General features: G+C 58.0%; 25 protein-coding genes. 12 read left to right on the forward strand and 13 right to left on the reverse strand.

All coding sequences use genetic code 11. The annotated features are described in order from the left end of the window. The first annotated feature begins 193 nt into the window (after positions 1-193). Positions 194-610 (forward strand): large-conductance mechanosensitive channel protein MscL, encoded by a 417-nt coding sequence (mscL, locus tag HMPREF3053_RS01720; RefSeq protein WP_048733605.1) that lies wholly within the window; start codon positions 194-196, stop codon positions 608-610. Positions 611-891: 281 nt separating this feature from the next. On the opposite strand, the gene HMPREF3053_RS01725 is transcribed toward mscL, so the two are convergent. The 6 genes from HMPREF3053_RS01725 to HMPREF3053_RS01750 all read right to left on the reverse strand — a co-directional run bounded on the left by HMPREF3053_RS01725 (position 892) and on the right by HMPREF3053_RS01750 (position 5,964). Next, complete coding sequence (locus HMPREF3053_RS01725; RefSeq protein ID WP_005511427.1) at positions 892-1,461, reverse strand: MogA/MoaB family molybdenum cofactor biosynthesis protein; 570 nt, start codon at positions 1,459-1,461, stop codon at positions 892-894. A 72-nt stretch (positions 1,462-1,533) separates the two neighbouring features. Continuing rightward, positions 1,534-2,853: a S1C family serine protease gene (locus tag HMPREF3053_RS01730; protein WP_070429950.1), complete on the reverse strand. Its 1,320-nt coding sequence runs from the start codon at positions 2,851-2,853 to the stop codon at positions 1,534-1,536. A gap of 158 nt (positions 2,854-3,011) precedes the next feature. Continuing rightward, on the reverse strand, positions 3,012-4,568 hold the full coding sequence (locus tag HMPREF3053_RS01735; protein WP_070429951.1) for a sensor histidine kinase: 1,557 nt from the start codon (positions 4,566-4,568) through the stop codon (positions 3,012-3,014). Continuing rightward, complete coding sequence (locus HMPREF3053_RS01740) at positions 4,568-5,260, reverse strand: response regulator transcription factor (RefSeq protein WP_005511429.1); 693 nt, start codon at positions 5,258-5,260, stop codon at positions 4,568-4,570. Before HMPREF3053_RS01740 ends, HMPREF3053_RS01735 begins: the two co-directional genes overlap by 1 nt. 242 nt (positions 5,261-5,502) lie before the next feature. After that, on the reverse strand, positions 5,503-5,676 hold the full coding sequence (rpmF, locus tag HMPREF3053_RS01745; protein ID WP_005511439.1) for a 50S ribosomal protein L32: 174 nt from the start codon (positions 5,674-5,676) through the stop codon (positions 5,503-5,505). 21 nt (positions 5,677-5,697) lie between these two features. Next, positions 5,698-5,964 carry a type B 50S ribosomal protein L31 gene (locus tag HMPREF3053_RS01750; protein WP_005511390.1) on the reverse strand — a complete coding sequence of 89 codons (267 nt, stop codon included), beginning with the start codon at positions 5,962-5,964 and terminating at the stop codon, positions 5,698-5,700. 456 nt (positions 5,965-6,420) lie between these two features. Between HMPREF3053_RS01750 and rpmB the strand changes: the two genes are divergently transcribed. The 7 genes from rpmB (at position 6,421) to HMPREF3053_RS01785 (ending at position 10,979) form a co-directional block, all read left to right on the forward strand. Beyond that, positions 6,421-6,657 carry a 50S ribosomal protein L28 gene (gene rpmB, locus HMPREF3053_RS01755; RefSeq protein ID WP_016423274.1) on the forward strand — a complete coding sequence of 79 codons (237 nt, stop codon included), beginning with the start codon at positions 6,421-6,423 and terminating at the stop codon, positions 6,655-6,657. A 3-nt stretch (positions 6,658-6,660) separates the two neighbouring features. After that, a complete protein-coding gene (rpmG, locus tag HMPREF3053_RS01760) occupies positions 6,661-6,825 on the forward strand; it encodes a 50S ribosomal protein L33 (protein ID WP_005511413.1) in 165 nt (54 codons plus the stop codon). Between the two features lie 3 nt (positions 6,826-6,828). Next, positions 6,829-7,134: a 30S ribosomal protein S14 gene (rpsN, locus tag HMPREF3053_RS01765; protein ID WP_005511414.1), complete on the forward strand. Its 306-nt coding sequence runs from the start codon at positions 6,829-6,831 to the stop codon at positions 7,132-7,134. Positions 7,135-7,148: 14 nt separating this feature from the next. Further along, on the forward strand, positions 7,149-7,400 hold the full coding sequence (rpsR, locus tag HMPREF3053_RS01770) for a 30S ribosomal protein S18 (RefSeq protein ID WP_005511410.1): 252 nt from the start codon (positions 7,149-7,151) through the stop codon (positions 7,398-7,400). 166 nt (positions 7,401-7,566) lie between these two features. Further along, a complete protein-coding gene (locus HMPREF3053_RS01775) occupies positions 7,567-8,502 on the forward strand; it encodes an AEC family transporter (protein ID WP_070767160.1) in 936 nt (311 codons plus the stop codon). An 87-nt stretch (positions 8,503-8,589) separates the two neighbouring features. Next, the gene (locus tag HMPREF3053_RS01780; protein ID WP_069359646.1) at positions 8,590-9,315 is read left to right on the forward strand and encodes a TIGR03089 family protein; all 726 of its coding nucleotides are present in this window, start codon (positions 8,590-8,592) and stop codon (positions 9,313-9,315) included. Positions 9,316-9,368: 53 nt separating this feature from the next. Then, entirely contained in the window at positions 9,369-10,979 is a 1,611-nt protein-coding gene (locus HMPREF3053_RS01785; protein WP_048733621.1) for an FMN-binding glutamate synthase family protein, read from the forward strand. Between the two features lie 20 nt (positions 10,980-10,999). Here HMPREF3053_RS01785 and purE read toward each other — a convergent pair whose 3' ends face one another. The 4 genes from purE to HMPREF3053_RS01805 all read right to left on the reverse strand — a co-directional run bounded on the left by purE (position 11,000) and on the right by HMPREF3053_RS01805 (position 14,239). Continuing rightward, positions 11,000-11,476, reverse strand: a complete 477-nt coding sequence (gene purE / locus HMPREF3053_RS01790) for a 5-(carboxyamino)imidazole ribonucleotide mutase (protein ID WP_070767181.1) — start codon at positions 11,474-11,476, stop codon at positions 11,000-11,002. Positions 11,477-11,593: 117 nt separating this feature from the next. After that, positions 11,594-12,883, reverse strand: coding sequence for a 5-(carboxyamino)imidazole ribonucleotide synthase (locus tag HMPREF3053_RS01795; RefSeq protein ID WP_083317203.1), 1,290 nt, complete (start codon positions 12,881-12,883; stop codon positions 11,594-11,596). 30 nt (positions 12,884-12,913) lie between these two features. Then, positions 12,914-13,375, reverse strand: a complete 462-nt coding sequence (locus HMPREF3053_RS01800) for a YdbT family protein (protein WP_069359648.1) — start codon at positions 13,373-13,375, stop codon at positions 12,914-12,916. 6 nt (positions 13,376-13,381) lie between these two features. Then, positions 13,382-14,239, reverse strand: a complete 858-nt coding sequence (locus HMPREF3053_RS01805; protein WP_048733626.1) for a biotin--[acetyl-CoA-carboxylase] ligase — start codon at positions 14,237-14,239, stop codon at positions 13,382-13,384. A 126-nt stretch (positions 14,240-14,365) separates the two neighbouring features. Between HMPREF3053_RS01805 and HMPREF3053_RS01810 the strand changes: the two genes are divergently transcribed. From HMPREF3053_RS01810 to HMPREF3053_RS01820, 3 genes are all read left to right on the forward strand, one after another. Continuing rightward, a complete protein-coding gene (locus HMPREF3053_RS01810) occupies positions 14,366-16,006 on the forward strand; it encodes an acyl-CoA carboxylase subunit beta (RefSeq protein ID WP_070565954.1) in 1,641 nt (546 codons plus the stop codon). A 105-nt stretch (positions 16,007-16,111) separates the two neighbouring features. Continuing rightward, entirely contained in the window at positions 16,112-17,740 is a 1,629-nt protein-coding gene (locus tag HMPREF3053_RS01815) for an acyl-CoA carboxylase subunit beta (RefSeq protein WP_016423283.1), read from the forward strand. Further along, positions 17,737-17,997: an acyl-CoA carboxylase epsilon subunit gene (locus HMPREF3053_RS01820; RefSeq protein WP_016423284.1), complete on the forward strand. Its 261-nt coding sequence runs from the start codon at positions 17,737-17,739 to the stop codon at positions 17,995-17,997. Before HMPREF3053_RS01815 ends, HMPREF3053_RS01820 begins: the two co-directional genes overlap by 4 nt. Positions 17,998-18,133: 136 nt before the next feature. On the opposite strand, the gene HMPREF3053_RS01825 is transcribed toward HMPREF3053_RS01820, so the two are convergent. Both HMPREF3053_RS01825 and HMPREF3053_RS01830 read right to left on the reverse strand, forming a co-directional pair. Next, positions 18,134-18,676 (reverse strand): hypothetical protein, encoded by a 543-nt coding sequence (locus HMPREF3053_RS01825; RefSeq protein WP_049193052.1) that lies wholly within the window; start codon positions 18,674-18,676, stop codon positions 18,134-18,136. Positions 18,677-18,678: 2 nt separating this feature from the next. Beyond that, positions 18,679-18,891 carry a helix-turn-helix transcriptional regulator gene (locus tag HMPREF3053_RS01830; protein WP_048733637.1) on the reverse strand — a complete coding sequence of 71 codons (213 nt, stop codon included), beginning with the start codon at positions 18,889-18,891 and terminating at the stop codon, positions 18,679-18,681. Positions 18,892-19,050: 159 nt separating this feature from the next. On the opposite strand from HMPREF3053_RS01830, the gene HMPREF3053_RS01835 reads away from it, so the two are divergent. Beyond that, positions 19,051-19,653, forward strand: a complete 603-nt coding sequence (locus HMPREF3053_RS01835; RefSeq protein WP_016423286.1) for a Maf family protein — start codon at positions 19,051-19,053, stop codon at positions 19,651-19,653. A gap of 65 nt (positions 19,654-19,718) precedes the next feature. Here the strand turns inward: HMPREF3053_RS01835 and HMPREF3053_RS01840 are convergent, their stop codons facing one another. Then, a complete protein-coding gene (locus tag HMPREF3053_RS01840; RefSeq protein ID WP_070767161.1) occupies positions 19,719-20,777 on the reverse strand; it encodes a Cj0069 family protein in 1,059 nt (352 codons plus the stop codon). Positions 20,778-20,889 lie beyond the last annotated feature (112 nt).

A 20,889-nucleotide genomic window follows, 5' to 3' on the forward strand; every position in this document is an offset into this window, starting at 1 on the left:
GTTGACTTGTCCCACAACTTAGTGCGGGGATACAATGGCCAGGCAATTCAAAACTACGATTAGAGCTAAGAAGAGTGGCACTGCCAGATATCGCACTGCCCCGTTTCTCAAAATCGTATGGGCCTGCCATGAGCAACACGATGACTCACAGGTCTCGTTTGGTTTGTTCCGTTTCTACAGAAGGAAATTTCCTATGCTTAAGGGCTTTAAAGAGTTCATCATGCGCGGCAACGTCATCGACCTGGCGGTCGGTGTTGTCATCGGTGCTGCGTTCACCGCAATCGTCACTGCTTTCACCGACAGCCTGCTCGAGCCGCTGCTGAACACCATCGGTGGCGCTGAGGTCACTGGCCTTGGCTTCGAAATCATCAGCGGCAACCCGTCGACCTACCTTGACTTCGCAGCTGTCATCACCGCAGTCATCAACTTCCTGCTGGTCGCAGCGGTTGTCTACTTCGTCATCGTTGCTCCGATGAACAAGTTCAACGAGATGCGTGAGGCTCGTCTGGAGACCTCCGCTGAGCCGGAGGTCACCGAGGCTGACCTGCTGACTGAGATTCGTGACCTGCTGGCAGAGCAGAACGGCAAGCCGAAGACGGAGCTGAACTAGCTTCTAGCTGCTAGTTGCGAGCTTCCGATAAGAAGCTAACTAACGCTTTTTACACAGCGCTCATCCCCAATGGGGTGGGCGCTGTTTTGTCCAGTAGTCCGCATCAAAATCACGAGCATCCTCCGGGGATTCATCGTGATAGTGCACTGTGCGCGCAGTTTTCGCACTGCGCGACTGGGCAAAGTTTTTCGCTGGTGCACCTGCGCGACGACGCTGCCTACGGCTGCCACTGCGCGGCGCGGCTTGCTCAGGCTGATTGGGCTGCTTAGCGTCGCCCATTCCTAGACGCTCCAGCGGCAGAGATCGTCAAGCACATGTGAGACCAGCGGGAGAATTGTCGCCATGCCATCGCGCACTGCAGCGCGAGACTCCGCGAGATTGATAATCACAGTCTGACCGGACACGCCGGCCAAACCGCGGGACAGCCCCGCATCCAAGGCGCCAGCTCCCATACCGGAGTTACGAATAGCCTGCTCGATGCCCTGCAGCCGCACATCAAGAACCTTGCGAGTGGCATCCGGAGTCTTCGCACGAGGACCAACTCCAACACCGCCCACCGTGACGACCAAATCTGCGCCACCGACAACAGCGGTATCTAGAGCCTTCCGAATCTCACGCTTCACTGCACCCGTGCTGACCACGGCATCGACCGAGTAGCCGTCTTCTTCCAACAGCTCAACCATGAGCGAAGCCGCGCCATCCGGGTTCTCGAAATGGTCGCCCACGAGGACAACGAACGCATTTCGGACCTGGCCGTCGTCGTTGATAAGACGCTCCATCTCAGCGAGGTTGACGTCACTTGGCTCAGTACTCACGGTTTCACTCATCTGCTCTATCTCGCTTTCTCCCACAGCTTTTCACTCGAAGTTTCACTCGAAAACTCTTCTACAGATGGTGAGGTACTCACTCCACCACGCTGCCTATCAATCCTGGGCTTCTGCCAAGGTGACATCGACCGTTCGCTCGTTGCCGCCTCGCTCATCTGTAACTGTAAGTGTGACAGAATCCCCGATCCGATGCGACCGAATAGCCGCAATTAGTGCAACGCCGTTGTCAAGTGTGCGGTCATCAACCTTGGTAATCAGGTCACCGTCTTTCAGCCCCGCTTTATCAGCTGGGCCGCCTGGCGTTACCTCTCGCACCAGTGCACCACGTGCAATCGGACGCGAATCGATCTGGGCGCCAATGACAGGCATCCGCGCCTTACCGGAATCAATCAGGTCTTCGGCTATGCGACGAGCCTGATTAACCGGAATTGCGAAACCAAGGCCAATGCTGCCCGCCTGTTCCGATGCCTCACTGTTAGAGGCAATCACGCTGGGCACACCGATGAGGTTGCCTTCCATGTCCACTAGCGCTCCGCCGGAGTTACCCGGATTAATCGCCGCATCGGTCTGGATTGCATCAATGACGGAGGACTGACCGTCTTCACCAGCGGCGGTCACCGGACGGTTCTTAGCGGAGACAATGCCCTGCGTAACAGTGGAGGTCAGTCCCAGTGGCGAACCAACGGCCACCACTTCCTGGCCAACCTGAACCTGCGAGGAGTTGCCGAGCGAGATTGGGCGCAGCCCGTTAACACCTTCAATTCGAATAACGGCAATATCCGTAGCCGCATCCCCTGCAACCAGAGTTGCCGGGTGCGTGGTGCCGTCGGAAAGCAGGACTTCCATATGTGCGTCCGGACCCGCGCCTGCGACGACGTGATTATTCGTCAGCACCAGACCGTCAGACGACAGAATGGAACCTGACCCCGACGCCGTGCCCCGCTCCGAGGCAGTGGTGATGGACACGACACTGGGAAGGACCTTCTGCGCGACCTTCTCCACGGACCCCTCAGCTGCTGCTACCTGACGGGTTTCCGCAGGCTTATCCAGCGCGTTATCCGCGGGGGCCGACGACTGCGAGTTGTGAACTACCCATGCGCCGACACCGCCACCGATACCGGCCGAGCACAGCATCAGGGCAGCGACTGCCAGCGCCCCCATGCCCTTAGCCCCCTGGGCACCCTTGGTCTTCTGCTGATTGGCCGCAACGTCCCACTCTGAACCGCCTCCGTAAGCGCCGTTCGGCTGAGGCGGGATGGTGTTGTAGTGGGAATTCTCCCAGCCGCGCTCATTGACAGAAAACTGGTTTGTCTCACCAGCATCCCCCATGGCACGGTTCTCGCTGAAGTTGTGAGATTGCGAGGAGTAGTGTCCCCGCTCATCTCCTCGCGAGGAATCGTTGAAAGAGTTGCTCATACGTAATACCTTGCACTGTCTGTCTAACAATTGGCTGAGAGCAGTCTGCGGTCTCGCCGATAATTCCCCGAATGAAACACCGAATCCCCGCCACACACTTCCTTAAAAGGCCGCGCGCAGCGGGGATTACATCAGCTTTGACGTGGGATTATGCGTTTCTAGCTAGGCTCTTGAGCTGAATCGGAGTCGTCACCTTTTCCGCTGTGCGGACTGCCCGGCAGAGTCACTCGCATCAAGGCACCGCCATCATCGGACTCATCGGCAGTAATCGTGCCCCCGTGGCGGACGATGACCGACTTCACAATGGCCAAGCCCAGGCCGGATCCAGGCATCGACCGCGACTGAATGGAACGGTAGAAACGCTCGAAGACCTTGTCTCGATCTTCCTTCGGGATACCTGGCCCCGAGTCCGCCACCGTGAACTCAGCGACAACCTCGCTGAGCGGCGTTAGACGAACCCGCACGGTGCCATTTTCTGGCGACCACTTTGCAGCATTGTCCATTAAGTTCAAAACTGCGCGACCAAGACCCGCCGAATCCCCGTAGACATACCACGGAGCTGTCTGCACATCGAAGGTAATATCCGGACGACGACGCTCAACACGCGCCAGCGACGTGGAAATGATTTCGTCGACATCGACATGCTCAATAACCTGTTGCGGGCCATCTTCGCGTGCCAGATCAACCAGGTCGCCGACCAACGTCGACAGCTCTTCCAGCTGTGCGATGACGTCAGCTTCCAGATCCGCGCGATCTTCATCCGAGATTGCCGCTCCGGAACGGGAGGCCATCATCAGCAGTTCAATATTTGTGCGTAACGACGTCAGCGGAGTCTTCAACTCATGACCAGCATCTGCAACCAGCTCCGCTTGCTTAATGCGCGACGCTTGAAGTGCAGCCAACATCTCATTGAAGCTGCGGGTAAAGCGTGCAAGCTCATCGTCGCCCTCCACAGGGATTGGGCGCAGCTCGTCGGTCTCCGTCACTCGCTCCGCAGCAATGCGCAGCCGAGTGACCGGGCGCAGACCCGTTGTTGCCACCGTAATACCTGATCCGATTGCGAAGAGGATTCCGATAGCAGAGATACTCAGCAGCACTGCACTGAGCGCTTTCAAGACCGACTGCGTCGAGCTCAGATCCTGCGACAGGATTAGCGTCGCACCGTCTTCGGAGCGGACTGCGTATACGCGACGGCCGTTGTACTCATCGGTGCGAATCGATTCCTGTCGATTCCCCCGCAACACCGCAAGTTCGGGGCCACCAATAGAGATAGAGCCACCGCCTTTGCCCGCCACACTGCCGTGGGCAAAGTACACCGCGTCCAAATCGGGGTTCAGAATCCTGTTCGAGTCCGCTTCAAAGGAGGGGCCAATGGCAAACTCCGAAGCGTACGGTGACATCAGCAGCTTTTCCGCCTGGCTACGGAGGTTACTGTCCACCTCGCGGTATAGCGCTGCCTGCACAGTAAAAAATGCAGCCAGCGTCATCAGCCCCACCGACATCGCCACAATGAGCGCTGTCAGAATAGTCAGCCGCCAACGCAGCGAAGGGATACGCGAGCTCCGCGGCAGGCCGGGAAGCGATTCCCCTGCCATCGTCTCAGTATTCGCGGACTTCTCTTGCTTACCGACGGTACCTTGCCCCGGATTGGCCTCCGTGGCAGAACGCTGATTTGATTGCACGCCACCGCCGGTCGAACGACGACGGCGCAACATCACGGTGCGGTCTCCCGCATCACATAACCGACACCACGAACGGTGTGAATCAGACGCGGCTCTCCCTCTGCCTCCGTCTTGCGACGCAGGTAGCCAATGTAGACCTCCAGCGCATTGCCGGACGTCGGGAAGTCATAGCCCCAGACATCCTCCAAAATGGCGGTACGGGAGAGCACACGCCGCGGGTTGCTCATCAGCAATTCCAGCAGCGCAAATTCTGTACGAGTGAGACTAATGCGACGTTCACCGCGGAAGACTTCACGAGTTTCCGGGTCCAGGGAGAGATCCTCAAACTGCAGAGTTGCGGCATCCTCCATCGCAGGCACTTCCAAAGCAGAACGACGAAGTAGCGAACGGACACGAGCGAGCAGCTCTTCCAATGCGAACGGCTTGGGCAGGTAGTCATCTGCGCCGGCATCAAGACCAGCTACGCGCTCGGAGACCGAATCACGTGCAGTCAACATCATGACCGGCAGATCATCGCCTTCGCTGCGCAGCCGACGGCAAACATCCAGGCCGTCGAGCTTCGGCATCATGACATCCAAAATGGCCAAATCCGGACGATCCTTGGCAATCTTTTCCAAGGCCTCTGCGCCATCCTCGGCGAGCTCGACCGTGTAGCCATTAAAAGTCAACGATCGCCGCAACGCTTCGCGTACCGCTTGATCGTCATCAACTACCAAAATCTTCATACTGCCCATTGTGCCTTGAAAATATAAGGCGAGTGTAAATGTGACACAGATTCTTCGTGAGAGTGCTCCCATAAAACTCGGCCATACAACTGAAAAACCTCACCCCATCGCCAAGTACAAGCGATGGGGTGAGGCTTAAAAAGCTCTTTACCAACTGTTCCTTACATACTGAACACACTCTGGGCGCGCGAAGCGCTCGGCGGTCCAGCGAGGAACGTTGTCAGCATCCTAAAAGATGCGCGTTAGAACTTCTCGACGTCAACCAGGCCGAGCTGAACAGCCTTGGCGATGCGACGAGGAACGTTGTAGACGCGGCCGTTTACCTTGACTTCCTGGAGAGCGACGTTGTTGCTCTTCCACTGGGAACGACGAGCGCGGGTGTTAGCACGCGACATGCGACGCTTTGGTACTGCCATTTTCTTATTCCCCTCCTATTCTTAGTTCTTCTTCGCGCGGCGAATGCGGTTACCGTAACGGCGCTGGAACTTCTCGACGCGACCAGCGGTGTCCATGACACGCTGAGCACCGGTCCAGAACGGGTGCGACTCGCTGGTGACGTCAACGACGATCAGCGGGTACTCGTTACCGTCTTCCCACTCGACAGTGCGGTCGGAGGTGGCGGTGGAACGGGTAAGGAAAGAGTGACCCGTGCCTGCGTCCTTGAAAACCACCGGGTGGTAATCAGGATGGATGTCCTTCTTCATTAATTCTCGTTTCCCTCAGGATTGAACTTCAGGTCGCTTTCCCCCAGCTAAGAGTGAGAGAATCGTGCCTGAGTTGGGTACGAACACGACTTACAATGACACGCACCGGGTCAATATTTCTATAAACCGGCATGTGACACTCGATGGAATATTACAGGCTCGAGCCCGAAAATTAAAAAAGGGCCCTGCACTAACGCCCGTCGACAAGCACGAACTCTATGACGACACTCGAGAGTCGCGCCGAGAAAACCACAGTGGAACAGCGATTAGGTTATCCCGCAACTCGTGTGTAAACTGTTCTCTCGCTGTTGTCTAGTTATTCGTTTACGCGCTCAGCGTCGAGTGTCAGTGGGCAGCGCCCCGGAAAAGGCCAGGTGGATTCCTCGGTTATTCAATAGTCCGGCGTGGCGCACCAGTGATGTCGGCATTGGGCGGCAAGGAAGCAAAGGAATCCCTATGTCGGCGATTTGCCAGGTTACGGGACGCAAGCCGTCTTTCGGCAAGACCGTGTCCCACTCCCACCGGCGCACTTCGCGCCGTTGGAACCCCAACGTGCAGCGTAAGAAGTTCTACCTCGCCTCTGAGGGGCGTCACATCACTCTGAATGTGTCCCCGAAGGGTCTGAAGACCATCGACAAGTACGGTATCGAGGCTGTTGTTGCTCAGATTCGTGCACGTGGGGAGAAGATCTAAAAAATGGCACGTAATGACATTCGTCCAATCATCAAGCTGAAGTCCACTGCGGGCACCGGTTACACCTACGTGACCCGTAAGAACAAGCGCAATACCCCGGACCGTATCACCATTAAGAAGTACGATCCGGTTGTCCGCAAGCACGTCGAATTCCGCGAGGAGCGCTAATTCATGGCTAAGAAGTCCAAGATTGCCAAGAACGAGCAGCGCAAGGAAATCGTCGCTCGTTATGCAGAACGTCGCGCTGAACTGAAGCGCATCATCAAGTCCCCGCACTCCACTGACGAAGAGCGCATGGACGCACAGTACGAGCTGAACCGTCAGCCGCGTGACGCGTCCCCGATTCGCGTCCGCAACCGTGACGCTGCAGATGGTCGCCCGCGCGGCTACCTCCGCAAGTTCGGTCTGTCCCGTGTCCGCGTTCGTGAGATGGCCCACCGTGGCGAACTCCCGGGCGTCCGTAAGTCCAGCTGGTAAGTCGAGGAGCACCAATGAAGCGCAATCACTCTAACAAGAAGGCGCGGATGGAGCAGTCCCGCCGCCCGAAGAAGAACCCGCTCAAGGCCGCAGGCGTTGAGAAGGTTGATTACAAGGACATTAACCTGCTCCGCCAGTTCATCTCTGACCGTGGCAAGATTCGTTCCCGCCGCGTCACCGGTCTGACTCCGCAGCAGCAGCGCCAGGTCGCTACCGCTGTGAAGAACGCCCGCGAGATGGCACTCCTGCCGTTCACCAGCCGCTAAAGATGGCTGGTCGGCGGGAGCCGATCATTCGAACACCCGCCGAAAGGCCTTATTTACGCGCTGGCCGCATGACGATACATGCGATAACAGCGTAAAACGGACTCAGTCCTTCCCCACCGAGGGGATTGGATTGGGTCCGTTTTTTTATTGTCTAAAATATGCACTTATGCCCGCTCTCACCGAAATATTCACCGGCTTTGGTTCCGTCGCAGTACTGATCATTGTTGGCTGGTTGTTTGGGCGCAGTGAGATCGTCGATAAGCGGGCATCTTTTACCCTGAACATGGTCGTGTTCTGGATCGCGATGCCGTGCATGCTCGCGCACACTCTCGCAACGGCGGATTCGGCGAGCATCTTCGGTTCGGCGTTTGGTGTCGCGGCACTGTCGGCACTTGGCACGGCGGCGTTCTACCGGATTTTTGTGGCGCCCATGTTCAAACAGCGCGGCGCCGATGCTGTGGTCGGCGCGATGTCGACGAGTTACAACAACGTCGCTAATCTCGGCGTGCCCATCGCAGTCGCAGTGCTTCACGACGCTACCGCCGTCGTCCCGGCCCTTATCTTTCAGATTGCCTTCTATGCGCCCGCTTCCATGACCGTGCTGGAAATCCTCACTAACCGCGGTCATTTCCGACCGCGCAATGTCATCATGACGCCGCTGAAGAACCCAATCTTTCTGGCGGCGATGGTGGGGCTTGCGGTTAATGCGTTTGCTATCGAAGTACCTCAGTTCGTAGCGCATCCAGTGGGGCTATTGGGGCAGGCCGCGGTGCCAATGGCACTTCTGGCCTTCGGTATTAGCCTGCATGGCATGCCGTTTATGGAAGCCGGCCGCTCCCCTCGTCGCGCTGTCGTGGTGGCGTCTATGCTGAAGCTTTTCCTCCACCCCGCGCTGGCTCTGCTGTTCGGCCATTTCGTTTTTGGTCTCAACGGGCATGCGCTGCTGGCAGCTGTGATTATCGCCGGCCTGCCGACAGCCCAGAACGTCTACACCTTCGCCTCCCGCTTCGGCCGGAACCTTGAGCAGGCGCGCGACTGCGGCGTGATTACGACAATCGCCTGCTTGCCGACGATCCTGTTGTTCACCCTGCTGTTGAGTTAGGTATCTTGCCTCTCGCGCGGTCGGCTGGCATTTGCCTACATTGGCTCCTCCCGACGGCTTCGACCGATTCTCGTTACCCTTGGAGGCGTGGAGATTCTGAAGACACTTCTCGAGGCCGACCCGTCCGTGCCTCGTTTGACCTGTTATGACGAAACTACCGGCGGTCGTACCGATTTATCGGCTCAAACCCTGGACAACTGGGCCAGCAAGATCGCCAACATGCTGCACGATGAGTTCGATCTCGTCGCCGGAGACCAAGCATGGATTGACCTGCCATTGATTTGGCAGTCCGCCTGCATCATCCTGGGCTGCGAGCGTGCTGGTGTCACAGTTAGCGACGAGGAGCCTCTGGTCGTTTTCACCACGGTCGCCAATGTCAGCACGTGGGAGGAGAAGTTTCCGGACGCCTATATCGCAGTGCTTACCGACGATCCCTTTGGCCGCGGTGTCGTGGAATGCGGTGATGATATTCCACCGGGAGTCATTGACTTTGGTCCGGAAGTTCGTTTCCACCCAGACGCATATCTAGGCGCAGGCCCGGACTCCGACCAAACCCCCGTTATTGGGGAGAAGTCGGCTGCAGAACTGCTTTCATCTGCTGGCGATTATGCGGACGAGATGCAGCTCACGACCGGTTCCCGCGTCGTCTCCGACGGCTGGCTGGTGCCTGATTCTTCACAGGTCACCGCAGATAAATGGGCACGTAATGTGCTGTCGGCTTGGGTTCGTGGAGGTGCTGCCGTCGTCGTGCGCGGTGGCGATAGCGAGCGTGTCACTGCTATTTCTACGGCCGAAAAAGCCCGTGTGATTTAGTCGCAGCTGTCCCGTCGAGAAGCGCTCTAAGTAGTCGCGATAACCTGGAAACCGTGATTACCCGACCATATATTCTTGCGATTCTCGCCCTCATCAACGTCTTGGGCGCACTGGCTGTATGGGATTTGAGCCCGTGGTGGTGGATTCTGATGGCCTTCATCCTCTTCCTGGATGTTGTGGCTATCTATGACATGCTTCAAAAGAAGCACTCCATCTTGCGGAACTTCCCGGTCATCGGCCATCTGCGCTACATGGGTGAGACCATTCGCCCTGAGATGCAGCAGTACTTCATCGAGCGCAACTTCGACGGCGCTCCGTTCGACCGCGATACTCGTACCGTGGTCTACGAGCGTGCGAAGGGGCTGTCCTCGAAGAAGTCATTCGGTACTGAGCGAAAGATTAATGCGCCCGGCTACGAGTACGTCCGCCACTCGATGGCGCCGAGCCAGCACGTCATCGAGGATCCGCGCGTAGATATTGGCGGCCCGGACTGCGCCCAGCCGTACTCAGCGTCTATCTTCAACATCTCAGCCATGAGTTTTGGCTCTCTGTCCCCTAACGCTGTCATGGCAATGAATAAGGGCGCGAAGCTGGGCAACTTCGTACAGGACACCGGCGAGGGCGCTATCAGCCCTTACCACTTGAAGTATGGCGCAGACCTCTATTGGCAGCTGGGGTCCGGATACTTCGGTGCACGTACTGAGGATGGCGACTTCGACCCGGAGCTCTTCCGCGAAAAGGCTAAGATTCCGCAGGTCAAGGCAACCTATCTGAAGGTTAGCCAGGGCGCAAAACCTGGACTCGGCGGCATGCTGCCAGGTCACAAGGTCAACGAAGAGATTGCGGCTACTCGCCACGTACCAGTTGGCAAGGGCGTGATGAGCCCTCCGTACCACCGCGTCTACTCCACCCCGCGTGAACTTGTTCGGTTTATGGGCACCATGCGTGAGCTCAACGGTGGCAAGCCGGTCGGTTTCAAGCTGTGTGTTGGCTCCCAGCTTGAGTTCCTCGCCGTGTGCAAGGCCATGCTGGAAGAGAACATCACCCCGGACTTCATCATCGTCGACGGCGCTGAAGGCGGCACCGGTGCTGCACCGCTGGAATACTCCGACCGCGTTGGCCTGCCGCTTACCGACGGCCTGATTCTCGTCCATAACGCGCTCGTAGGTGCCGGTCTGCGCGATCGCATTAAGCTCGGTGCGTCCGGCAAGGTCATTACTGGCTTCGATATTGTGAAGCGCATGTGCATCGGTGCTGACTTTGTGAACTCGGCTCGCGGCATGATGATGGCCACCGGCTGTATCCAATCTCAGCTATGTCATACAAACACCTGCCCGGTGGGTGTGGCTACCCAGGATCCGAGCCTGTGGAAGGCCCTCGATGTCGACGACAAGGGTCAGCGTGTGGCCAACTATCACAATGCCACGGTCGCGGAAGCAGCTAGCCTGTTGGCATCGATGGGCCTGAATAGCTTCTCTGAGCTGGGGCCGTCCCACCTGCTGCGGCGCACCAATGAGCAGGTCGGTGAGACCTACGCGGAGCTCTACAACTGGCTGCAGCCAGGCGAGCTGCTGAGCGGAACTCGCTTCCACAACTGGGCCGAAGCCTGGGAGACTGCCGACCCGGACACGTTCCACTACCCCGCAGTTCATATGCGCGGGTAGTTCGGGGCTGGTTGCGCGCCCTACTCACCCATCAGCTTCTTGCGCAGACGCTCGTCCTTTTCCAGGACCTGATCGCGCATGTTGGCCTGGTAGTTCTCCATCGCCACAATGAGCTCCGGGTAACCGGCCGAGAGAATACGCACAGCCAGCAGGCCAGCGTTCTTAGCGCCGCCCACACCGACGGTTGCCACCGGAACGCCGCCCGGCATCTGAACGATTGACAGCAGGGAATCGACACCCTCCAGGTTCTCCAACGCGCGTGGCACGCCGATAACCGGCAGCGGAGTGGCCGACGCAACCATGCCCGGCAGGTGTGCTGCACCACCGGCGCCAGCGATAATGCAGCGCAGCCTCTTGTCAGCGGCGGACTTTGCGTAGTCAATCATGCGTTCCGGAGTGCGGTGTGCAGAGACCACACCTACCTCAAAGGGAATTCCGAACTCAGCCAAGACCTCCGCTGCGGGCTCCATGGTCGGCCAATCCGAGTCCGACCCCATAATCAGACCGACCAGCGGACCGGTTACGTTGGCCAACTTCGGGCTTGCCACCTGGTTTGCTTCAGCCAATGTTGTCTCCTTGAGATAGCAATCTAATTCTTATACAGCGCCAGCCACCTATGCGGTGTAGCCGTCTGCCCACACGCCATCGACGATGTAGCCAGCAGCGAGGTTGGCAACCCGCCGGGTCTCCGCGATGCCTTCCGGGCTTGCGTCGTAGCCGCACAGGTTGACGTGCCCCAGCTTACGTCCAGGGCGCCAATCCTTCCCGTACCAGTGAATCTTCGCTGATGGGAAACGACGCCATACCTCAGCAAAACGCTGTGAAATAGGTACATCCGAGGCCTCATCGCCACCGAGCGTATTGACCATTACCGTCACCGGCGCAGTCGGGCGAGTGGAACCCAGTGGCATGTCAGCAACTGCACGCAGGTGCTGCTCAAACTGGCTGGTCTCACAGCCGTCCTGCGACCAGTGACCAGTGTTGTGTGGCCGCATGGCCAACTCGTTGACGTAAATCTCCGGATTGCCGTCAGCATCGACGGTTTCGAACAGCTCAACTGCCAGCGCGCCGGTTACTCCCAGCTCGGAAGCGATGGTCACACTGAGCTTTTCGGCCGCTCTCGCAAGGTCGTCGGCAAGCCCTGGCGCCGGGCAGATTGCCTCAACACAGATGCCGTCACGCTGCACAGACTCGAGGACCGGCCAGGCCTTGACCTCACCCGACGGTGTGCGCGCACACATGGCTGACAACTCACGAACCAGCGCGACCTTCCGCTCGGCCATCAGCGGCACATCTTTGCCCAACAGTTCGTCGACAAGCGCGCGCAGATCCTCGCGGTCCTTCGGGAACCACACGCCGTGACCGTCGTAACCGCCACGTCGGGCCTTCAGGCAGACGGCACCGTCAACGCGGTCGAAGAATGCTTCGGCATCCTCGGCGGACTCAATTGCAGCGTAGGCAGGTACTGGAGCGCCCAGTTCCTCCAGGCGCTGGCGCATCAGCAGCTTATCCTGCGCGTACAGCAACGCCGACGGCTGAGGCTGAACCGAGTAGCCCATCTCGGTCAGCTTGTTGAGGAATTCGGTGGGAACGTGCTCATGGTCGAAAGTCACGGCCTGCGCACCGGCGACAGCGCGTTCAACATCTTCCCAGACGTGGTAGTCGCCGATGATAACGTCCGCACACACCTGCGCCGCGGAAGCATTCGGCGAACCGGCGAGCAAACGGATGGACTGTCCCAGCTCAATGGCCTCAGTCTGCATCATACGAGCCAGCTGACCGTCACCAATCACCGCTACAACCGGCACGCCATCAGCATGCGCGGGATGCTGCGCAGCGGTTAGCGCTGCAGCGGAATCAGAAGTGGAATTAGTGGGGTTTTCAGGGGTATCCGAAGCAATCACACCCCTGATTGTAGGTTATGACCCAAAATTCTAAGTCAACCGGGAGACCAACTTAGCCACCTTGCGGGAGCTGGGAATATCTTCCACAGCCAGCGGCGGGCCGAAACTGCGGGTGTGCAGATACAGCACGCCGCCCTTGCGATTGACCGCACGCACCGAACGCAAATCAATCGAGACCACCTGCGGGCGCAGAATGCCACGGCGCAGAATAATTCGCCTATCAGTCAGTACAAACCGCTCCCCCAGCCAACTTAGTACCGGACGAACGACGCGCCAGAGAATAAGCCCCAGCCACGCGAAGAGCAGCAGCTGACGCACACCTTGCAAATCTCCCGGAGCAATCGCAGGGCCGTCGATAAACCCAATCAGTAACCAGCAGACGCCGGTGATAACCATGAGTTCCAAGAGCGGCCACACCAGCCGACCAAAAGTTGGATTGGTGTCCAGCAGAATTGCCTCGCGCGTGTCCAACTCATCATCGGGAAAGGCCATACAGCACTACCCCCGCTCCGAATCAGCCTGCGGGGACGCATAGCCGCCGTCAGTGGCGCGAACATGGAACACGTCACCGGCCGCAACAAAGTGACTTGTGCCAGCTTCGTCGGTGACGATCAATTCGCCGTCGGCACGCACGCCAACCGCCTTGCCCACCAGCACGCGGTCTCCCGGCAACTCCACGCGCACGTTCGATCCGATGGTCGCGCACACCGCCTCGTAGTCCCGCAGCAGCTCAGCATCGCCCTTTCGCCACTGTGCTTGACGACGTCCCAGCGCCCGCAGCACACCAGCGGAGATGTCATCGCGGTCGAGGTTTTCCGCTCCCGCCAGGTATAGCGAAATGGCGTGTGGCACCGGCAACTCATCTTCCTGCAGGGAAACGTTGATGCCGATTCCCGGAATGAGAATTGGCGGTGTCAGCGACGCGGCCTCCACCAGAATTCCGCAGAGCTTACGACCGTCAACCAGGACATCATTCGGCCACTTCAGGGAAACGCGCTCAGGCGCCAGTCCTGCAACTTCCACCACAGTATCGACGACTGCGAGGCCCGCGACTAACGGCAACAGACCCAGTTGCTCGGGTGCGAGCCCTTCCGGGCGCAGCACTGCGCTGAGTGCAATGGACGCACCCTTCGGGGCCGTCCAACTACGGCTCAGTCGACCGCGACCTGCGGTCTGTTCCGAGGCGATAAGCGCACTGAGATCTGCCGCCTGCCCCAGTGCCGCCTGTTGCCGAAGATCGGCATTGGTCGAACCAGTGGTTTCGACAACCTCAATGGAACTCCAGCCCGGCGCGGCTGCGCGCACACGCGTGGCGTCAAGAGGCTTGCGGGAAGCAACAATTCTGGGGTCGGTCATGCACAGCAGTCTAGCGTCATGGCCGGATTCACTGAGTCGTGGCCTTTCTCAAGAGCTCGACAGCGTGAGAATCATCACAGCTCGCCTGCTTTACTATTTTCCTTCCCAAACACTACATTCCATAACATGACTATTTCCTCACGTTTGGCGGCGGAGCAACACACCACCGCTTTTCTCAATGAAGACCTTTTACGCCGACGCACTGCTGCACTGACTCCGATGGGGTCGCGAGGCTACGACAAGCTCAAACTGACTGAGCGAATGAATGCCCGCGAGCGCATTGACTACCTGCTGGACGAAGGGTCTTTTGTCGAATTCGATGCACTAGCCCGCCACCGCACTACCGCATTTGGAATGGAAGCCAAACGCCCCGTGACCGACGGAATCATCACCGGCTGGGGAACCATAGACGGCCGTGAGGTCTGCATCTTCTCTCAGGACGGCACAATCTTCGGTGGTGCACTCGGAGAGGTCTACGGCGAAAAGATGGTCAAGATTCAGGAACTTGCCATCACTACCGGCCGCCCCCTTATTGGCATGTACGAAGGCGCCGGCGCCCGTATCCAAGATGGCGCAGTCTCACTTGACTTTATTGCCCAGACGTTCCACCACAACGTTCGCGCCAGCGGCGTCATTCCGCAGATTTCAGTCATTTTTGGTGCCTGTGCGGGCGGAAATGCCTACTCCCCAGCACTGACGGACTTCGTTGTCATGGTGGAGGAAAACTCCCGTATGTTCGTCACCGGCCCTGACGTAATCGAAACAGTCACTGGCGAAAAAATCAGCCAACACGAGCTCGGCGGCGCCGACACCCATATGGAGATCGCCGGAAACTCCCACTACACCGCCACTAGCGAGCAGGATGGACTCGACTGGGTCTGCGATTTGCTGGACTACCTCCCCAACAACACAACCTCCCCCGCGCCCAGCTGGGATTCCGATGCCAGTGACGAAATCACCGACACCGATCGCACCCTCGACAGTCTCATTCCCGACAGCCCATCCACGCCGTACGACGTGCACGAAGTCATCTACGCGCTTTGCGACGATGCGGAGTTCCTGGAAATCCAGGAAAACCGAGCAGCCAATGTCGTGATTGGCCTTGGCCGTCTCAACGGTCAATCTGTTGGGTTTGTCGCTAATCAGCCCATGGAATTCGCGGGCTGCCTAGATATCGATGCAGCGGAGAAGGCCGCGCGATTCGTCCGAACCTGCGATTGTTTCAACATTCCACTCGTCTTTCTCGTAGACGTACCCGGCTTTCTCCCCGGTTCAAATCAAGAACACCAGGGAATTCTGCGCCGTGGCGCTAAATTGCTCTATGCGTATGCAGAAGCAACCGTTCCTAAAATCACCGTCACCATGCGCAAAGCCTATGGCGGCGCGTATTGCGTGATGGGATCAAAGGGGCTCGGCGCGGATGTAAATCTGGCTTGGCCGACGGCACAGATCGCCGTGATGGGCGCCTCAGGCGCAGTACGCTTCCTCCATCGTGCCGAGATTCGAACCGCCACCGAAGCAGCTCTCGCAGCAGACCCAGCGGCCGATAGATTTGGCACTCCCGAGAGTGTGAAAGAACTCATTGCTGAACTGGAAATGGGATACGAGCAACACATGCTCACGCCTTATCGTGCCGCCGAACGGGGGTTAATTGATGAAGTCATCCTCCCCTCCGAGACACGAACTCGAGTGATAAAAAATCTGCGCCTTCTAACTTCAAAGAAAGTACCGTGGCCTGCGCGCAAGCACGGCAATATTCCACTGTAAGAGCAGGCTTTTTGCTGTACAACGAGCTAGTCATTACCCCTACTTTTGTTAACAGCGATTGCCCCCAACTACCTCCCCCCGTTTTCGAAACGTAAACTAGTTGGTATGACGACTGCCGCAAATACATCAACCGGTGAAACCCCGGATTTGACCACTACTGCTGGAAAGCTGGCCGATCTGCGAGCCCGTCTCGCAGAGACCCAGGCTCCAATGGGCCAGGCCAGCATTGACCGCGTCCACGACAAGGGCAAGATGACCGCTCGTGAGCGCATCGAGTTCCTCTTGGACGAGGGCTCGTTCGTGGAGGTTGACGCTCTCGCACGTCACCGCTCCAAGAACTTCGGCCTCGACGCCAAGCGCCCTGTCACTGACGGTGTTGTGACAGGCTACGGCACCATCGATGGCCGCCAGGTCTGTGTCTTCTCGCAGGACGGCGCCATCTTCGGTGGCGCGCTCGGTGAAGTCTACGGTGAAAAGATTGTCAAGATCATGGATTTGGCCATCAAGACCGGTGTCCCAATTATCGGCATCAACGAGGGTGCTGGTGCCCGCATCCAAGAGGGCGTTGTTTCCCTCGGCCTCTACTCCCAGATTTTCTTCCGAAACACCCAGGCTTCTGGTGTTATCCCACAGATCTCCCTGATCATGGGCGCCTGCGCTGGTGGCCACGTCTACTCCCCGGCTCTGACCGACTTCATTGTCATGGTCGATGGCACTTCCAAGATGTTCATCACCGGCCCGGACGTTATTAAGACCGTCACTGGCGAAGAGGTCACACAGGAAGAGCTGGGTGGCGCTGGTACTCACATGAGCACCTCCGGTACTTCGCACTACACCGCCGCTGATGACGAAGACGCTCTGACTTTCGTTCAGGAATTAGTCAGCTACCTGCCGTCCAACAACCGCGCTGAGGCTCCTCGCATGGAGGCTGAGCCGTTCGAGGGCTCCATCGCTGACAACATCACTGAGACTGACCTCGAGCTCGACACGCTGATTCCGGACTCCCCAAACCAGCCGTACGACATCAAGGACGTCATCACCCGTCTGGTCGACGACGAGGACTTCCTGGAAATTCAGGAGGACTACGCACAGAACGTGGTCATCGGCTTCGGTCGCGTGGAGGGTCGCTCGGTCGGTTTCGTCGCCAACCAGCCGATTCAGTTCGCTGGCTGCCTCGACATCAAGGCATCCGAGAAGGCGGCTCGCTTCGTCCGCACCTGTGACGCCTTCAACATTCCGATCATCATGCTGGTTGACGTTCCAGGCTTCCTGCCGGGCACCAACCAAGAGTTCGACGGCATCATCCGCCGTGGCGCCAAGCTGCTGTACGCATATGCTGAGGCCACCGTCCCGAAGATTACCGTCATCACCCGTAAGGCCTACGGCGGAGCTTACTGTGTGATGGGCTCCAAGGACATGGGCGCTGACATCAACCTGGCATGGCCGACCGCTCAGATTGCGGTCATGGGTGCTTCCGGCGCTGTCGGCTTCATCTACCGCAAGGAGCTCAAGGCTGCTGCGGCCGAGGGCAAGGATGTCGTCGCACTGCAGAAGGAGTACGAGGCAGAGTACGAGGCCACCCTGGTCAACCCGTACATGGCTGCTGAGCGCGGCTTCATCGACGCCGTTATCCCGCCGAGCGAGACCCGCGGCCAGATCATCGAGGGTCTGCGTCTGCTGGATCGCAAGGTTGTTAACGTACCCGCCAAGAAGCATGGGAACATTCCGCTGTGACCGATTCCAAAAACACCCCAGCAACCGAAGACAAGGACGCCGCTACAGCCCCGGCTGCACCGTTCATGTCCGTCCTCAAGGGCAACCCGTCAGACGCTGAAACCGCCACGCTCGCGCTTTTGTTCGCAGGTATGGCAGCAGCCGGCGGTGCCCCAGAGGACCGCGGCCCGCGCAACAACTGGGGTCGGCTGGAAGAGGGTTTCCACCAGCCGCACCAGCACGTACCGGGCACGTTCCGCAACGTCCATTTCTACTAGTACAGCTACCGCTTACCGCGTAGTCGTTACCGCACGCTAGCTGCGTCGATTCGCTAGCACAAAGCGCCACCATCGGGTTTTCCGATGGTGGCGCTTTGGTTTTTGTTACTGCCTTAGCCTTGACCACTGCTTATTACTAGCGCTGTTCACCCAGCGACTCGCCATCAAACTCGTCATCGAGCTCCCGGTCCAGCCGACGCTGATCACGGTTGCGAGCTACCGGCCACACCACCTTGAACAGGAAATACACAAACGCCAGACCGATGGCAGCACCCACCACAGCGCCGGCAATGAATCCCCACGATTCCGATAGTGCCCCACCAGCGCTTGCCTCAGAGAGCATTTGCACTCTGATAAAACCAATCAGCCACAGCCCAATGACGGCTACGAGTGCTGCAATCTCGCCTTTTGTAAGACCATTAATCTTCGGCATTGGCACTTGACGTCGCAACCACCGCTGCGAAAACAGGAGTCCAACCAGCGGCATCAAGATGATTGCCACTGTCACGCCCACCATCTTTGGCTCTGGAATGAGCCAAATCAGTACCGTTGCAAGCACGTAATTAGCCCACATCATCATTGTGAACCCGTACGTGTAGGACTTATGCAGCAACATCTGCTGATACTCATCGTCCACCGTGGCGCTGTTGCGTTCAATTACGACATCCGCATAGGACATTGTCAGTATCCTTCCTCACCAAAAATTTCTTCGACTGTTTTTCCCAGTACCTTGCAGATACGCAACGCCAAATACACCGAAGGCGAGTAATTTCCCCGCTCGATATTTGCAATGGTTTGCCGCGAGACCTCCACCTTCGCGGCTAAATCCGCTTGGCTCAGCTCCAACCAGCGTCGGTATCTCCTGACCTGGTTCGAACGTTCTTCCCCACTCATCTGTGTACTTTCTTTAACTTGATGTCCACTTTACTTTACATCACTAGAAGGCAGCTGCCATCTAAAAGAATCTGCCTGTTCTTACAATCGGGCCAACCCCACGCATGTTTGCCACAAAAATTAGGCTTTACGATTCCGCCCTCACTAAAATCACTAACTATGAGCAGCCCCCGAATCGTCTTGGCTTCCACTTCCCCTTCGCGACTGCACATTCTCCGCTCTGCAGGCATCGAGCCCATCACAGTAGCGCCCAACGTCGACGAGGATGCCGTAATCACAGCCCTTCCGGACGCATCGCCGGTACGCATCGTCGAGGAACTCGCACAGGCCAAGGCACACGCTGCCTCTCCGGCCTACCCCAATGACATTGTCATTGGCGGGGATTCAATGCTGCTTCTCGACGGGCAGTTGCAGGGCAAGCCCCACACGGAAGAAAAGACCATTGAGCGCTGGCATCAACAGAGTGGCCGGACGGCTGAGCTGATTACTGGTCACTGTGTCGTGACACCAAAGGGCGAGCACCTTGAGGTGGCGATTACTTCCCTCGATTTCGCTGAAGTCCCAGAAGAGGACATCCGTGCCTACGCTGCGACGGGCGAGCCGCTGAAGTGCGCTGGCGCGTTTACTTTGGAGGCTCTAGGCGGCTGGTTTGTCGATGGCATCAATGGCGACTCATCCAGTGTGATCGGACTGTCGCTACCTGTCGTGCGCCGAGCTCTGTATCGCTACGGCTATTCGGTCTCCCAGTTCTGGAATCGGTAGGCATCGCAAGGACGTCGTAAAGCAAAAACCGCACCAAATTGGTGCGGTTTTCTTAGCTGTTGAGACTACTTGTTAGCAGCCTCAACGCGCTTGATGGCCTCCTGAGCAACAAGCTCCTGAATACCCATATCCAGCTCGGAGGTGAAGCCGACACAGGAGCAGTTGATCTCGCCGAGAACGTAAGTGTCCTCGCCGTCCTCGCCGTCTGCCAGCATGAAATCAGCGGTCCAGATTAGCGGGATATTGTCGCCACCGAGGTTCTCGGCAATGACCGGGCGAGCCTCAGCAAACATGTCGATGAGGTCCTGCCACTCTTCCGGCTTGTTGTAGGTGTACTTCGCGCCAGAGAACAAGGTTGCGGAGAAAGCGTCGCCGCCCTCGGCCGGCTTCTTGTGAACCACGAAGACCGGGTGCGGACCGACCAGCAGAATGCGAATTTCGCCTTCGGTGATGCGCGGCATGAAGCGCATGTCCACGAGCATGCCGTTATCGCCGATGATGTACTGGTCGCAGAAATCCATGAACTCGCCGAGCTCGCGAGTCTCGGTGTGGTTGTCCACGGCCTCGGTGCACTTCAGCTTGGTGTTCAGCGGCAGCGGGGTGCCCGGCTCAACGTTCTTAGCAACCTCTTCGTCAGCGATACGCACGCGCCAAATGCCAGATCCGGTGGAGCCACGGTTCTGCTTGAGGACGCGCTCGCCGTAGGACAGGGAGGTCGGGAAAGTGCTGTGGAATGCCTCGACGTCGTAGTATGCAGCGGTGTCAGACGGAACCAGGTCGGTGTCCTTGAGCTTGACCAGTGCGTCCTTTGCGCCGTAGGCCATCATTTCGCCCGGGGTGGACATACCAACCAAACCAGCGACCGAGAGACTGGTCAGAAGCTCGAAGTAGCCCCTCTCACCACCCGGGATGTTGCCCGGGTTTACGCGGGAGATGTAGCCGTCGAAGTTCTGGGAGACGTAGTCGTACAGGTCGTCCTTCCACTCCGGTCGGTAGTAGACGACCTCAGCGGACCAACCGGCTTCGCGGATAGCGTTGACGATTGGCATGGTGTCCTTGCGGTGTCCGTCGAAGTACTTGTCCGAGCCGCCCTCGATCTCGAATACAACAATGCTCTTGTGCACAGGCACTCCTTTTAAGAAAATACATGGACTTCCGGCACTCAATTGTCTCCGTAACGCAGCGAATACCCAGGCAGATAGCCCATTTCAGCCCATTTTCCAGTGATACGAATCA

Origin of the sequence: Corynebacterium sp. HMSC064E07, assembly GCF_001815745.1 — a bacterium.
GTDB lineage: Bacteria > Actinomycetota > Actinomycetes > Mycobacteriales > Mycobacteriaceae > Corynebacterium > Corynebacterium jeikeium_D.